The 14,204-nt window shown below is 45.5% G+C and carries 15 protein-coding genes; 4 read left to right on the top strand and 11 right to left on the bottom strand.

Going from position 1 to position 14,204, the window contains the following annotated elements:
* A partial coding sequence (locus tag J7J62_06520; protein MCD6124807.1) for a nucleotide sugar dehydrogenase occupies positions 1-1,322 on the bottom strand: 1,322 nt, incomplete at its 3' end.
* A gap of 170 nt (positions 1,323-1,492) precedes the next feature.
* Here J7J62_06520 and J7J62_06515 point away from each other — a divergent pair.
* The 4 genes from J7J62_06515 to J7J62_06500 all read left to right on the top strand — a co-directional run bounded on the left by J7J62_06515 (position 1,493) and on the right by J7J62_06500 (position 6,336).
* Positions 1,493-2,494, top strand: a complete 1,002-nt coding sequence (locus J7J62_06515; protein ID MCD6124806.1) for a tRNA-dihydrouridine synthase — start codon at positions 1,493-1,495, stop codon at positions 2,492-2,494.
* Between the two features lie 36 nt (positions 2,495-2,530).
* Positions 2,531-3,799: an SO_0444 family Cu/Zn efflux transporter gene (locus J7J62_06510; GenBank protein MCD6124805.1), complete on the top strand. Its 1,269-nt coding sequence runs from the start codon at positions 2,531-2,533 to the stop codon at positions 3,797-3,799.
* A gap of 73 nt (positions 3,800-3,872) precedes the next feature.
* Positions 3,873-6,095, top strand: coding sequence for a DUF3857 domain-containing protein (locus tag J7J62_06505; protein ID MCD6124804.1), 2,223 nt, complete (start codon positions 3,873-3,875; stop codon positions 6,093-6,095).
* 4 nt (positions 6,096-6,099) lie between these two features.
* A complete protein-coding gene (locus J7J62_06500) occupies positions 6,100-6,336 on the top strand; it encodes a HypC/HybG/HupF family hydrogenase formation chaperone (protein ID MCD6124803.1) in 237 nt (78 codons plus the stop codon).
* 14 nt (positions 6,337-6,350) lie between these two features.
* On the opposite strand, the gene J7J62_06495 is transcribed toward J7J62_06500, so the two are convergent.
* From J7J62_06495 to lon, 10 genes are all read right to left on the bottom strand, one after another.
* Entirely contained in the window at positions 6,351-6,884 is a 534-nt protein-coding gene (locus tag J7J62_06495; protein MCD6124802.1) for a Gx transporter family protein, read from the bottom strand.
* Positions 6,868-7,242, bottom strand: coding sequence for a NusG domain II-containing protein (locus J7J62_06490; GenBank protein MCD6124801.1), 375 nt, complete (start codon positions 7,240-7,242; stop codon positions 6,868-6,870). Before J7J62_06490 ends, J7J62_06495 begins: the two co-directional genes overlap by 17 nt.
* A complete protein-coding gene (locus J7J62_06485; protein MCD6124800.1) occupies positions 7,239-8,207 on the bottom strand; it encodes an NAD(P)-dependent oxidoreductase in 969 nt (322 codons plus the stop codon). The genes J7J62_06490 and J7J62_06485 overlap by 4 nt, the downstream gene beginning before the upstream one ends.
* Positions 8,208-8,233: 26 nt before the next feature.
* A complete protein-coding gene (locus J7J62_06480) occupies positions 8,234-8,491 on the bottom strand; it encodes a DUF4321 domain-containing protein (protein MCD6124799.1) in 258 nt (85 codons plus the stop codon).
* The gene (gene purQ, locus J7J62_06475) at positions 8,488-9,189 is read right to left on the bottom strand and encodes a phosphoribosylformylglycinamidine synthase subunit PurQ (GenBank protein ID MCD6124798.1); all 702 of its coding nucleotides are present in this window, start codon (positions 9,187-9,189) and stop codon (positions 8,488-8,490) included. Before purQ ends, J7J62_06480 begins: the two co-directional genes overlap by 4 nt.
* Positions 9,186-9,458 (bottom strand): phosphoribosylformylglycinamidine synthase subunit PurS, encoded by a 273-nt coding sequence (gene purS, locus J7J62_06470; protein ID MCD6124797.1) that lies wholly within the window; start codon positions 9,456-9,458, stop codon positions 9,186-9,188. Before purS ends, purQ begins: the two co-directional genes overlap by 4 nt.
* Positions 9,448-10,215 (bottom strand): CDP-diacylglycerol--serine O-phosphatidyltransferase, encoded by a 768-nt coding sequence (pssA, locus tag J7J62_06465; protein ID MCD6124796.1) that lies wholly within the window; start codon positions 10,213-10,215, stop codon positions 9,448-9,450. Before pssA ends, purS begins: the two co-directional genes overlap by 11 nt.
* A 4-nt stretch (positions 10,216-10,219) precedes the next feature.
* Entirely contained in the window at positions 10,220-10,828 is a 609-nt protein-coding gene (locus J7J62_06460) for a phosphatidylserine decarboxylase family protein (protein MCD6124795.1), read from the bottom strand.
* Positions 10,829-10,904: 76 nt separating this feature from the next.
* Positions 10,905-11,828 carry a hypothetical protein gene (locus J7J62_06455; GenBank protein ID MCD6124794.1) on the bottom strand — a complete coding sequence of 308 codons (924 nt, stop codon included), beginning with the start codon at positions 11,826-11,828 and terminating at the stop codon, positions 10,905-10,907.
* On the bottom strand, positions 11,825-14,200 hold the full coding sequence (gene lon, locus J7J62_06450; GenBank protein ID MCD6124793.1) for an endopeptidase La: 2,376 nt from the start codon (positions 14,198-14,200) through the stop codon (positions 11,825-11,827). The genes J7J62_06455 and lon overlap by 4 nt, the downstream gene beginning before the upstream one ends.
* Positions 14,201-14,204: the final 4 nt, after the last annotated feature.

The raw sequence follows: 14,204 nt of genomic DNA, 5'->3' as shown, positions 1-14,204 counted from the left end.
TCTCCTACCCCCAAACGCGCTATCTTGCCCTCCGAGTCGCCGATGCCGTCGAAGGCGTTGCGCGTATCGTAAATAAGTTCGGCATTCTTGGCTATCCACTCGTAATCATAGCTCGAGTGGTCGGTGGTGAGCAAAACGAGGTCAACGCTTCTTAATAGTTCTTCGCTAAGTTCGGCTGAGTTCAGTGTTTTGCCTTCTATGCTTATGCTTTCAATGTGGGGGTCATTATAAATGATGTTAGCGCCATAGGTGAGAAGTAGTCTTATTATTTTTAAGGCAGGCGATTCTCGGAGGTCGGAGATGTCTTTTTTGTATGCTACGCCCAGAACGAGAATGTCTGCGCCATTGAGGGCTTTTTTCTTCCTATTGAGGTGTTTTATCACTCCTTCCACCACTCGGGCTGGCATTCCATAGTTTATCTCGCCCGCGAGTTCGATGAAGTGTGCGTAAAAATTCATCGAGCGCATTTTCCAGGAAAGGTAGTGAGGGTCTATGGGTATGCAGTGTCCGCCTACGCCGGGTCCAGGGTAGAAGGGCATAAAGCCGAAAGGTTTGGTTGCAGCTGCGCGAATAATTTCCCAGACATCAAGCCCAAGTTTCTCGCATATCATAGCTATCTCGTTGACAAGCGCAATGTTAACCGACCGAAATGTGTTTTCGAGAAGTTTAACCATCTCCGCACTCTCCGATGATGATACAGGAATAACTTTTGGCAAGAAAGTTAGATACAGTGCTGAGGCTATTTGTGTGCATCTCTGCGTAACACCGCCCACTACCTTTGGTGTGTTTCCGGTATGCCATTTTTTGTTCCCAGGGTCCACTCGTTCGGGCGAGAATGCTACGAAAACATCTTCACCGACGACAAACCCGGCTTTCTCGAATGGTTGAGCTATGAGTTCCCTTGTCGTTCCGGGATATGTGGTGCTCTCAAGAATTACGAGCATACCTTTATGACTGTGTGACATGAGCGTTTCGACCGCCGATTTAATGTAACTCATATCAGGCTCTTTGGTCGCTGAAAGGGGCGTGGGAACGCATATTAACACCACATCGCAGGAATCTATAACGCTTGGGTCGGTAGTAGGGGCAAATCTGCCGATATCAATCTGCTTTTTAACTCTTTCTGACGGTATATCGTCCACATCTGACTCACCTGATGATAAGAGTTTGACTTTCCTATCGTTGACATCGAAGCCGTAAACAAAAAATCCAGCCTCACAAAATTCCATAACGAGTGGAAGTCCTACATAGCCGAGTCCCATTACACATATTTTTGCGCTTTTATCCTCGATTTTGCGCAGAAGTTGACCGAATGTATCCATAGCGTTCTCCTGTGATTTTCTTTTTAGGAAAAATAACCTACCACTATGTAAAGTCAAGAAGTGAAAAGCTCTATATCGTGCCATTATCCCATTCTTGCGCACTTTTTGAAATATTAGGCATACCATAAGTTACGACTTTCCACGAGCAAGTTTTATGTGTAAATTTTCGTGTGAATACCTATAGCCCGACAACGCTTGGTCTGCCTGAGAATAGAAAATGGCTTTTTGCGGCGCCAATGGCTGGATACACCGATACTGTTTATCGCCGCTATGCCAGAAAATTCGGCGCGGACATCGTTTTTACGGAAATGATTTCTGCCGACGGAATAGTATACTCTTACAAGCGTTCCCTTCGTTATCTTGTATTTCACGAATCGGAAAGACCAATAGGTGCTCAGCTTTTTGGCTCAAAACCAGAACTAATAGCAAAAGCATCCATCATGGTTGCTGAGCTTGGATTTGATCTTATTGACATCAACATGGGTTGCCCTGTGCGAAAAGTGATAAGGAAAGGAGCCGGTGCTGCGCTTCTTGAGACTCCACAACTGGCTTCCGAAATCGTCGAGGCAGCTATGGGGGCAAAATTGCCGGTTTCAGTAAAAATGCGCATTGGGTTTGAACATCCTGATATCGATGGCATAATTAGATTGCTCGAATCCTTCAAGCGCCTTGGTGTTGTGTTCGTTACGATTCATCCACGGACTGCATTGCAGGGTTTCAGCGGCTCTGCCGATTGGAATGCGCTGTTAAAAATAGCCAAAAAAGTTGACATACCCATTGTGGGCAATGGCGACATATTTTCCGTTGACGACTTGAGGGCGAGATTAACGGACGAGGTCCGCGGCGTTGCCATAGCACGGGGAGCAATAGCCAATTTTCAGCTTTTCAGCCAGTTGAGGGATTACCTTGAAGGTAGAGAACCTGAAAGTGCATCTCTTGCTGAAAGAATAGAAACATTTATCAACTTCGTCCACGACGAGATAGCATTGCGAGGCGAAAGGCAAGGGCTTGCGTTTCTTAGGAAGTTTTTCGTTCACCTTGTGAGAGGCATTCCGGGCGCAAGAAGGCTGCGCGCAAAACTGGTTACCGAAACGAAATTGGAGGAGGTAATAGAGATACTGAGAAAAATTGCGGAGAATACTAAAATTAATGCGCAATATTTTGTTGACTAATTTAATTGTATATATTTCTTTTATTTCGAGGCGAAAATGGAAATCGTAACCAAAATAATTTCTCAGGTGTGGGTTTTCGCAGCTCAAATGGCGCCACTTTTGCTTTTCGGCTATTTCTTGGCGGGGGCGCTGCATGTGGTGCTTCCGTCGCGGTGGATTTACAAAACCTTGTCCGGAGGAAACATCGGTGCGGTTTTCAAGTCGGCGCTTTTTGGGGTGCCGCTTCCGGTTTGCTCGTGCGGGGTCATCCCTCTTGCGGCTCATCTCAAGAAAAACGGTGCATCAGATGGCGCTACCTTATCATTTCTCGTGTCCACGCCCACCACTGGGGTCGATTCCATTTTTGCTACTTACTCGCTTCTTGGACCAGTCTTCGCGGTAGCAAGACCTTTGATAGCTTTCATAAGCGGCGTTTTAAGCGGAACGCTTGTGAACTTGTTTGTCCCGAAGAGGAGAGTGCGTAATTCGGCTGAGGGAACCCCGAAAGGCGAGAAGTGCAATGTGTGCGACAATCCAATGCCTCATTCGCATACATTTTTCGAAAAGTTTTCGGCGATGATAAAATATGGCTTTTTTGAGCTCGTCGAGGACACCAGCAAGTGGCTCGTTATAGGTTTTTTTGCCGGCGGGATTATAACGCTTCTGCTACCCAAAGGTGCGGTAGCCTCATACTTGGCGAAACCTTTCATAGCGTATCCACTCGTTCTCGCCATAGCTATTCCAATGTATGTTTGCGCGACGGGTTCGATACCTATCGCTGCGGCGCTTATAGCGAAAGGCATGGCGCCCGGTGCCGCACTGGTTTTCCTTATTGCCGGACCTGCAACGAATACCGCGACTATATCGTTTGTCGCTGGAAAGCTTGGCGGGAAAGTTCTCGTTATTTACCTTGCTGTGATACTTATAACCGCTTTTGCCTTCGGGATGCTTCTGGACACGATATTCGCTGACTTTGACTTCACTAAAGCGGTGCTGGCTGGTGGAGAAATGTTCCCATCGTGGGTGAGGAACGGCGCTGCCGCACTGCTTTTTGCGCTTATTTTGAATGTTTTCGTCAGGAAAACTTTGAAAAAGCGGAAACCCGAACTGGAAACAAAAACGGGCGCTGTAGTAATTAAGGTGCCGGATATGAGTTGCAAACACTGTGTTTTAAAAATTGAAAATGCTATAATAAATGCACTCGGCGAGGTAAAAGTCAGCGTTGACCTTAAAAGCAAGATGGTCCGCGTTGAGGGCACGGCCGAAGTAGAGAAAATAAAGGATGCCATAACCAACGCAGGCTACACACCCGAAATTTTAGCATAAAGAGATTTAAATTCTTGCATAAAGCTTTCTTTTATCCGATTATTATGTGTATGGTTAAGCAAGGAGGATTTTTATGCGCAGGGTTTTAACATGTGTAGCAATTTTTCTTGTAGCATTAAGTTTTGCGGGGAAAATAGAGTTCTACGGCGGCGGTGAGGAGAAAGCAAAGAAAATAATCCTTAAGAACGATGAATTCATAATTGACGGCGAGAAAATACCCAAGGCAAAGATTCGCCGTGTGGTTTTTGCTGAGGCTAAAAAGGGCAAGGTTGAGGCAAAAAAAGTTGAGGAAGCTTATCCACCTGAGTTTCTCATGGCAGTTGCTGACAGCCTTGAGAGTAAATATCCCGATGCAGCCGGATTGATTCTTATAGACCACGGCTACTCGCTTTTAAGGTCGGACGGAACGAGGTATTATAAATATCACTTCGCAGGCAAAATTTTAAAGTCATCACGGTTGGAATGGGGGAAAAGAAGACTTTACATAAATGAGGGGCGTTCCGCAAGCAGAGTGCTTTGGGCAAGAGTAATACTTCCGGATAGCACTATAGTTTACGCTGACACCTCAAAGGCGACGATAAGCTCTATAACCCGTGGTGGTCCATTTTTTGGTTACGGAAAAGTCTACAGCCTCGACATTCCCAATGTGCAGATAGGCGCGATAGTTGAATATGTATACGAAACCGAGACTTACAATCCCTACGATACCTTCATATATAGAATTACATGGTATTTTCAGGACGAGGATCCAGTTTACTCAAGCCGGTATGAAGTAAGGATTCCAAAGGATAAAACGCTATACTACTTTTTACAGAATCCCGGGCGCGTTATTGGCTCGGCTCTGTATTATGGAACCGATGCTCACAAGAAATTCTGCCTCTTTCCCACGATGTTCCAGCTGGATGGATTCAAGCCGGGAGAGGTCATACTTGCTGACAGCTCTCTTGGGGAAAAGGTTAAGGAATTCGTCGATTCCATGCGTTCATCGTCGCCAGAGATAACCGTCGATGATACATCAAAACTCTATAAATGGCACTACATGCATGTTCCGCCCTTTGTTTATGAAAGGCGGATGATAGGTTATAGTAATGTTACTCCCAATCTTTACGGTGTAACTATGCCGGACTGGGACTATCTTTTCGATTGGCTCGCGAATTTCCAGAAGAAGCGCATGATAGTTACCGATACTATTCAGAAGCTCGTTGACGAAATAATAAAAGGGGCAAAAACCCCTGAGGAGAAGATAGATAGGATTTATCGCTGGGTTCAGCGCAAGATAAGGTACATATCGATAAAGGGAAGTGTATCGTCAGGTCAGACTGGTCATCCTGCCGAGGAGACACTTGAAAACGGCTATGGGGACTGTTCAGATAAAGGAATACTTTTATGCACCATGCTTAAAGCCGCTGGCTTCGAAGCTCATCCTATAATCCTTAATGCGGGAAATACATTTTTTTACAGGTGTCTCCCATCGACAAGGGCTAATCACCTTATTTCTCGCGTTAAGCTTCCTGACGGACACTGGCAGGTACTTGATGCCACCGGTCTTACTTTCAAATATCCTTACTTTAGCTGCAGTGACCACGGTGCATCATTTGTCGATGCCATATCTAAGGAGGTGGGGATAATACCTCTCAATGCACCGGAGGAAAATCTCGAAAGACTTGAGGTCAAACTCAAACTTTCCGCTGACGGCAGCGCAAAAGCAGATTTTAAATCAATACCTATCGGAATGCTTGAAGCTGGGTATAGGGCTTTTTGGGAATATCAGCAGAAAGAAAGATACAGAGTTATAGTGACGAATTGGATGAATTCAGTATTCCCGCGCGCGAAGATAGACACCTTCGGGATTGAGGGTTTAGGCAGCATGGACAGCCAGCTTTGCGAATGGGCAAAAGTATCGGTCGATTCGTTCCCATCGGTGGAGGGCGACATATGGATTATAGACATTCCCGGCGTTAAATATTCGATGTCGGGGTTTGAGGAGGTTAATCTTGCGGAAAGAAAGTACGCGATAAAATACAGTTGCCCCAGAGCTAAGGAATATAATGTTACCATCGAACTTCCGAAAGGCGCGAGGGTGGTAGGTTTGCCTGAAGGTGTGAAACTTTCGTGCGAGCCATACGCCGATTTCTCTATAACATACTCTAAAAAGGGCAACAAAATAACGGTTCACGAAAAGTTCAGATTGAAGAAGATAAAAATACCGACGAGGGATTATCAGCGCTATAAAGACTTTATAATAGCTGCAAAGCAGGCTGCTGAACAACGAATTTTCATCAAAAAGCCAATGTAAAAAAATGTGCCTTGCGGTGCCCGGTAAAATAGTAAGAATTGAGGGTGAGTACGCGATAATTGATTACGGCGGGCTCAGGAAGCGTGCATCGTTAATGGTGCTGCCTGATGCTAAAGTAGGCGACATCGTTATGGTTCACGCAGGATTCGCTATTGCGAAGGTTGACGAGAAGGAAGCTGAGCGAACCAGCGAGGCACTATCCATGCTTAAAAAAGCTTTGGGCAACGAACAGGAAGTATAAGCATTACAAGCCAATTAATTTTTTCGCTCTTTCAACGAGGCAGATACTCTGCTTTTTATTATGGCATTGGCTAATATGCCGACTACAGCGCCGGCAAAAATTGTCCACAGTGTTGAGGGGGGAAGAAGCATTAGCATAGCTTTCATGTCGTAGAAAAGTTTCCCCGCTATTATAAGCTGTGCCAGTATGTTCGTGAATGCTCCAGCAACACTTATTCCTATATATGTCAGAACCTTTCCGCGCAACGGAAACAATAAGCTCATAATTATTACTGCTGCTGAAGCACCACTTATGGAGAGGATAAAAGACGCTGAGAAGAGTCGCCCAAAAATCAATGCACCTAAAAACGAACGCAACAAGGCTATGCTCCCGCCAAGCACCGTTCCCATGAGTTCCATGCCTATTATGACGGGAATGTAGGAGAACCCCGGCTTTAGCCATGGCGCCGGGCGGGGAATAAACTCCTCGAATACCCAGATGGAAAGTGACAGTGAGACAAGTATGGAATACAAAGCCAATTTCCTGGTTCTATCACTTAAGTATAGCATCTATTTCGCGCCTTTTCTGAGGCCCTAAAGCTTTGATGAGGACCTTGTTGGGTACGCATGCTATAACCTGACCGGGTTGGTTTATTTTGCCTGTCTTAATGCATATTTTCCGCGGGCATGAGGACTCAGATACCCATGCCACACCGTCCTTTATAACCAGAACCATCTTGCCCATCTCCCCCGGAATGATAATTGTGGTGTCGATGCTTGCCGATACTGTTCTGTAAACGCGCCCGTTAATAGTTATCTCAAAAGATGTTGCTCTATCATTTCCTCGTATGCTAACTATTGGGGAGAGGCCTACTATGAGCACGACGATTATTATCACCCCATCGCCTATGTAAGCCGTTTTTTTCAAAGCCAGCCTACTTTTTTATACCAGTCCACCGTCAACTTAAACCCTTCCTCAAGACTATACATTGGCTTGAAATCTATTGTTTTCCTTATTTTGGAATCGTCTACATTCCATGACAGCAGAAGTTCAGGCGTTTTGTCGAGAGTAAATATCGTTGCTTTGCCGACTACCTTCGCGTATGTCCCGGACAAAAAGGCAGCGAGGTAAACTATGGGCTCGGGAATTCGAATGAATAAGGGTTTTTTGTTCATGGCATCTGCTATAGCTTTTATGAATTCGAGTCTCGTCGGCGTCTTGTCGCTTTTTACGAAAAAAGTCTCACCGGCAGCCTCTTGACACTCCATAAGTTCTATTATAGCCCTCGCAAGGTCTGAAACAAATATTAAAGAAGCCTTTACTGTTGGCTTTCCAACTATAGGAGCTATGCCTAATTTGATAAATTTTATATATCGTAGTATCTCCGTATCCCTTGGTCCGTAGACGGCAGGGGGTCTTACTATGGTTATAGGTATCTTTTCCATAAATTTCTCGGCGTAAATTTCCCCGAGACGCTTGCTTTTGCCGTAGTGTGTTACCGGTTCTGATGGCACTGTTTCATCTATAGGAACCTCCGAGGGACGAGCAGCTGCAAGTGAGCTTACGAGAACGAACCGCTTTAGTTTCGTGCAATATTTTTCGCATGCTTCAAGCCATATTTTAACCATCTCAGCATTAACGCGATAAAAATCCCTTATCCTTAAGGCTTTGACAAGTCCAGCAACATGAACGAAGTAATCCGCTTTTGCAAATCTGTCGGCTATCTGCTCAGGTTTGAATGTGTTTATGCGGACTATCTCGGCTTTCGGATTTACCCACCTCGCGTTGCTTGTGTGCCTTAGGATGGCTGTTACCTCGTAATCTCGCTCTATGAGGTTGTCAACTATGTGGCTTCCTATGAATCCCGATGCTCCAATAACAAGTGCGTGCATTTTAGCTGACTCCTGCGCTTGAAAGGCTAAATCCACCACTTAAAGTAATAAACGATAAGGACAATGATAAGAAAGCCTATAATACTCATGGAAAACATTAATCCGAATGTTATCTTTATGGCGGCGAGGTCCAAAGTTATAGGATTGAAACCGAACGACACGGAGAAAGTCAAGAAGTCGCGCACCACGCCAGTAGGGAGAGCTAATCTTACGAGCTCCGTCGCAAGCTGACCAGCTACTATTCCTATGATAAGTGCGATAACGAATGTCCAGAATTTTTTCATCCGCGTTTTTGTTTTATATATTTTGCTATTGACTCAAAGATTACTTTACCGTCCTCTGAGCCAAGAATAGCCTCGCTCGCGCGCTCGGGATGAGGCATCATTCCGAGAATGTTCCCCTGCTCGTTTATTATGCCAGCAATGTTATTTAAACTTCCATTAGGGTTGGCGTCTTCGGTTATTTCCCCATTCTCCGTGCAGTATCGAAAAACGACCTGACGGTTTTTTTCAACCTTGCTAAGAATTTCCTTTGGCGCAAAATAATTTCCCTCAAAGTGAGCGATCGGGATTTTGAGCACATCGCCTATTTTAGCGTTAGCAGTGAACGGAGTATCGTCTCGTTCCACTCGGATTCTAACCCAATCGCAAATGAATCTTAGGGATTTGTTTGGTATCATGGCTCCCTCAAGCAACCCTGCTTCGAGCAGTATCTGGAAGCCATTGCATATGCCCAGCACTATCCCACCATTCTTTGCGAAGTCAGCCACTGCTTTCATTATCGGCGAAAATCGTGCAAACGCGCCTGTCCTAAGGTAATCACCATATGAAAAACCTCCGGGAAGCACCACGAGGTCGAGGTCGTCTATCTGGGTGTCGTCGTGCCAGAGGTATCTCGTCTCAGCGCCCAAAACCTTTGAGAGCACCCAATAGGTGTCTCTATCGCAATTTGAGCCCGGGAAAATTATAACCCCAGCCTTCATTCGTTGCCTCCATCGCCTGTCTCCGATATCGATAAAATTGTGAATGTTTCAATAACGGGGTTTGAAAGCACTCTTTCCGAGATTTCTTCCGCCATTGATTTAGCCTCATTTTGGTCTTGGGCGTTTATTACGACATCGAAAAGTTTTGCTACTCTTACCGATTCGACCTTTTCGTATCCAAGGCGACCGAGTGCCTCGAAAATCGTTTTCCCTTCAGGGTCTGCGACGCCTTTTTTCCGCTCCACTGCGATCCTTATATTATATCTCATGACCTCTCCTTTGAAAACGGCTTATGAACCAGTATATCTCCTTTATGAAAGAGTAAAGTATATAAACTGCTACCACGGGGAAAATGAAAAGTTTTGGTTTGCAAAGTATCGCAAGAATGATTAGTATCGTTGCACCGAGTTTTAATTTGAAAAGCTTTCCGGGTTTTATCGTTATAGTCGCGGGATATCTTACATTGGAGATTAGAAGCCAAGATAGAAGAACCAGTGCTGGGGTAAGGTTTTGTTTGTATCTAAGCTCGCCCCAGAGCTCGTATGAGAATAGCACATAGCTTGCAATAAATATTCCACCCAAAGGTAGTGGCATGCCCCGAAAATCTGTTTTAACATTGTGCTCAGCTGTTAGGTTGTATCGAGCAAGTCTAAAAGCGCCAGCAATAATGTAAAGTATCGGCACAAGGAATCCCCAGTGATGGAAGTCGTAAACCCCCATGGCAAATAGCATGAAAGATGGTGCTATTCCGAATGTCAGGAAGTCAGCAAGGCTGTCGAATTCGACACCGAAGCGAGATGTGGCATGGGTCATGCGGGCTATTTTACCATCGAGAAGGTCAAATATGACACCAAGGATAATTAGGAATGAAGCGCTGACGAAGTTGCCCGAAAGAGAGAGCACGAGCGATATGAATCCGCTTATCACATTTCCGACCGTGAAGATACCCGGGACAATGGGCATGAACTGACTTTTCCGTCTAATGCGTCTTAAAGTTAGCTTTTTTTCCTGAATTTTGGTGTTCATAAACTTAGAATTTGGCTATTATCGTGCGTCCACCAACAACCCTGTCTCCCTTATCGACCATAAGATGCGCTGTCTCCGGCAAAACCACCTCAACTCTTGAGCCAAACTTTATTATGCCTAACCGTTCGCCTATGCTAAGCCTATCGCCAGCTTTTACCCTGCATACTATTCGCCTTGCTAAAAATCCTGCTATCTGACGAACAATTATGTCGCCGTGTTCGGTTTTTATAGTAATCTCGTTGCGCTCGTTTTGTTCGCTTGCTTCGTCTTTTGATGCAACGAAAAACTTCCCTCTCTCATACTTTACAGATGTGACCTCACCCGATACGGGGCTCCGGTTGACATGGACATTAAAAAGGGACATAAATATGGCAATCTCTTTTTTCCCATCCGAGCGTTTGTCGCACGCCACCACCCTGCCATCTGCCGGGGAGAGCACAACACCTTTGCCTGCGGTTATCTTGCGCTCTGGGTCGCGGAAGAAAAAGGAGATGAACAACGCGGATGCAATCCCGAGCCACAACACAACATTCCCGATAATTCCACCAGCGATGTAGCCAAGAAGTGCCAAAAGAATTGCTGAAATCACATATTTGTAGCCCTCAATGTCCATAAGTGTAAGTTAGTTCATGAAGTCGATGACGCAAGCAAGTTTGAGCGGCACAAATAAAAACCGTACCGTTAATTTTCTATTCGGAGCTTGAACTTTCGCCCAGAATCTTTTTTATTCTTTCGAGAAGTTCCGGGGACATTATCGAGCGAATTTTCGAAAGGTCGGACACCGCTACCGAGTCTAAAAGAGACTTTAACGGGTCCTTTTCCGATTCGAGTATTACCTTGGAGAGGTTATACGATAGCGCTCTCATGCATCGAAGAAAGACTGTTTCCCATTTTCTGTAGATATCGTCGAATACTGTGATTATACCTGCATCAGTGAATGTTCGGTGGCACTCGGGGCAAACAAATTCTTGCTCTATGTCCTCAGCCTTAGGAATGTATTTGCATGGTTCCCATCCGGGCAAAAGAAGCTCGAACTCTTCCCTGTCCTTTGTCTCACAATAGTTTTTCAGAAGCTCTATCTCTGCGAGTGCACAGATTATCTCGAGTCTGCTTTTTAGTTCATCGATTTTGTCTGATAACTTCTCTAGATTTCTATTGTGTTCCACATGAAATTTCAGGTATTCAGCGGTATATTCGCATAGCAATGCCTCGAATCTTTCTATGAATTCGTCCACCAGAGGTGAGGTAAAAATCGATTCCGCCATAGCCGACAGGGTTTTAGCCATAAACGAGAGTCTAAGGTTTCCGGGAGGCAGAACTGCTTCGGTAAGGAATTTGGCAGCATGCGCGAGTTCGTCTCGCTTTGATATGAGCTTGTTCCAGTAATCTACAAAGTCCGATAGCTCAAGTATAAGTTGAGGTTTGCAAAGTTCCTCAGGAGCGTTTTTGTAAAAGTTATCAATATTTTTGTAAGATTGAATCTCTTTTATCTTAGAGATAAGTTTATGAACTTTTTCTGGCAATTGTATCTCAAATACGCTGGCTATGTTCGCAAGCTCCAGCTCCAAGCTTTCGGGGGAGGAGTTCATGAGCTTGATAAGGTCGTCTTTCATATTTTTGCCTTCTCTTTCTTTCTGGAAGCGCGTTCCAGAACACCAAATTTTATCCCCAAAGTATACCAGAGGACTTCTTCGATGGTTTCAACGGGGATAAATTCTATTTGGTTGAGGATTTCCTCGGGTAGTTCTTCGAGGTCTTTCATGTTAAATTCGGGGATTAGAATTTTCTTTATTTTAACGCGGTGGGCAGCCAATGATTTCTCCTTAAGACCGCCTATAGGCAGTATATCACCGCGCAAAGTTATTTCACCGGTCATCGCTATGCCCTCTTTGGGCGGACGACCGACGAGCCGCGAAACCAACGCTGTGATCATCGTTACGCCTGCCGATGGTCCATCTTTTGGAATCGCGCCTGCTGGGACATGAATGTGCACATCGCTTTTGTCGAATATTTCCTCGTCTATCTCGAGTTCAGAGGCATGTGAGCGAACATATGATAGCGCTATTTGTGCTGATTCTTTCATCACCTCGCCAAGGCTTCCGGTCAGTATAAGCCTCCCCTTTCCGGGCATTACAGTCGCCTCGACAAGAAGCACCTCTCCGCCATACGGCGTCCATGCGAGTCCAGTGGCAACCCCAACTTTGGGCTTTATTAGAATTTTTTCCTGGATGTACTTTTCCGGCCCAAGATACTTGCGAACAACATCCATTGTCACACTTACCTTCTCGGTCTTGCCTTCTGCTATTTCCTTGGCGACCTTGCGGCATATGGATTCTATAGCTCTGTCGAGGTTTCTAAGCCCTGCCTCGCGAGTGTAAGAGTTTATAATAAACTTTATCGCTTTATCCGTGAATCTTATTTGCTTTCTCGTCAGCCCGTGATTTTTGATCTCTTTTGGTATGAGGTATTTCTTTGCTATCTGAAGTTTTTCAAGGTCGGTGTAGCCGGGCAGTCTTAGCACTTCCATTCTGTCGAGAAGGACGCGCGGAATGGGGTCGATGTAGTTCGCAGTGGCTATGAATATCACTTTTGATAGATCAAATGGCACATCGAGATAATGGTCGATGAAGGCATGGTTTTGTTCTGGGTCGAGCACCTCAAGCAAAGCTGACGCAGGGTCGCCACGAAAGTCCTGACCGATTTTGTCCACCTCATCCAGCATGAATACCGGGTTATTTGTTCCTGCTCGCTTTATGCCCTGAATAATCCTTCCCGGAAGTGCACCAACATATGTTCTTCTGTGTCCTCTTATTTCCGCCTCGTCGCGCATACCACCAAGCGATATCCTCACGAACTTTCGACCTAATGCTTTCGCTATGGATTGTCCGAGCGATGTTTTACCCACGCCGGGTGGTCCGACGAAAAGGAGTATGGGCGATTTTACATCTGGGTTTAGCTTCCTTACGGCGAGGAATTCTAGGATTCGCTCTTTTATCTTGTCGAGGTCGTAGTGGTCCTCATCAAGTATTTTTCTCGCTTCGGCTATGTCTATGCGGTCCTGGGTTGAGATGTTCCATGGCATGTTTATTAGCCAGTCGAGATAGGTTCTCGCTACGGTATATTCCGGAGATGCGGGATTCATCCGCGCGAGACGGTTGAGCTCCCTTAAAGCGACCTCTTTGGCTTCTTCGTGCATGCCAGATTCTTCGATTTTCTTGCGCAGTTCCTCGATCTCTTTCTGGGTGGTCTCCTCACCAAGCTCTTTTTGAATTTGTTTTAGCTGTTCGCGAAGGAAGTATTCTCTTTGCGCTTTCTCGAGTTCTGCCGCAGTCTTGCTTTGTATGTCCCGCGTAAGTTTAAGAACGGTTAGCTCTTTTCGTAACAGCGATATGACATGCTCAAGGCGCTTCTTTGTGGACAATTCTTCGAGTGCTTTTTGTTTTTCTTCGGGGGGGATGTTAAGGTTTGCTGTTATAAGATCCGCCAGTCTGCCGGGTTCGGTCATGGCTCGTGCCGCAAGTTTTATCTCATCAGGAAGATATGGCGCTATCGATACTACTTCCTCGAAAATTTCGAGGGCGGTTCTCATTAATGCTGCTTCTTCTGCGTCGTTTGCTACTTCCTCGATAAGTTCCTGAACCCGCGCCTTGGGGTATGGTTCCTTTTGGGTTATTTCAAGTATTTTCACGCGAGTAAGTGCATTCGTGAGGAACTTTATCGTCCCATCGGGGAGACGGACCATTTTCAGTATCACAGCGCGGCAACCTACCGGATAGACTATGTTTTCTATAGATTCTTTCTCGACGAGCTCGGGTGGCTTAACGGCAAAAAGCGCCAAAGTCTTGTCCTTGGAAAGGACATCGTTTATGAGCTTTACATCGCTTTCCTCTACCGCAGCGAGCGGTTGAAGTTGCCCCGGGAAAACCACCAATCCCCTCGGAAGAGGCAACAGCGGAAGCTCGAATATTTTACCTTCATTAGCCATGAGT

It is taken from the genome of bacterium (genome assembly GCA_021159335.1).
Classification (GTDB): Bacteria; UBP14; UBA6098; order B30-G16; family B30-G16; genus JAGGRZ01.
Note: the sequence above shows the minus strand (reverse complement) of the source record. Positions and strands in the feature narration are given on the sequence as shown.

Coding starts and splice junctions, on each gene's coding strand:
- J7J62_06510 (MCD6124805.1), top strand. CDS start 2,531: ATGGAAATCGTAACCAAAATAATTTCTCAGGTGTGGGTTTTCGCAGCT.
- J7J62_06505 (MCD6124804.1), top strand. CDS start 3,873: ATGCGCAGGGTTTTAACATGTGTAGCAATTTTTCTTGTAGCATTAAGT.
- J7J62_06500 (MCD6124803.1), top strand. CDS start 6,100: ATGTGCCTTGCGGTGCCCGGTAAAATAGTAAGAATTGAGGGTGAGTAC.
- J7J62_06495 (MCD6124802.1), bottom strand. CDS start 6,884: ATGCTATACTTAAGTGATAGAACCAGGAAATTGGCTTTGTATTCCATA.
- J7J62_06485 (MCD6124800.1), bottom strand. CDS start 8,207: ATGCACGCACTTGTTATTGGAGCATCGGGATTCATAGGAAGCCACATA.
- J7J62_06480 (MCD6124799.1), bottom strand. CDS start 8,491: ATGAAAAAATTCTGGACATTCGTTATCGCACTTATCATAGGAATAGTA.
- purQ (MCD6124798.1), bottom strand. CDS start 9,189: ATGAAGGCTGGGGTTATAATTTTCCCGGGCTCAAATTGCGATAGAGAC.
- purS (MCD6124797.1), bottom strand. CDS start 9,458: ATGAGATATAATATAAGGATCGCAGTGGAGCGGAAAAAAGGCGTCGCA.
- pssA (MCD6124796.1), bottom strand. CDS start 10,215: ATGAACACCAAAATTCAGGAAAAAAAGCTAACTTTAAGACGCATTAGA.
- J7J62_06460 (MCD6124795.1), bottom strand. CDS start 10,828: ATGGACATTGAGGGCTACAAATATGTGATTTCAGCAATTCTTTTGGCA.
- J7J62_06455 (MCD6124794.1), bottom strand. CDS start 11,828: ATGAAAGACGACCTTATCAAGCTCATGAACTCCTCCCCCGAAAGCTTG.
- lon (MCD6124793.1), bottom strand. CDS start 14,200: ATGGCTAATGAAGGTAAAATATTCGAGCTTCCGCTGTTGCCTCTTCCG.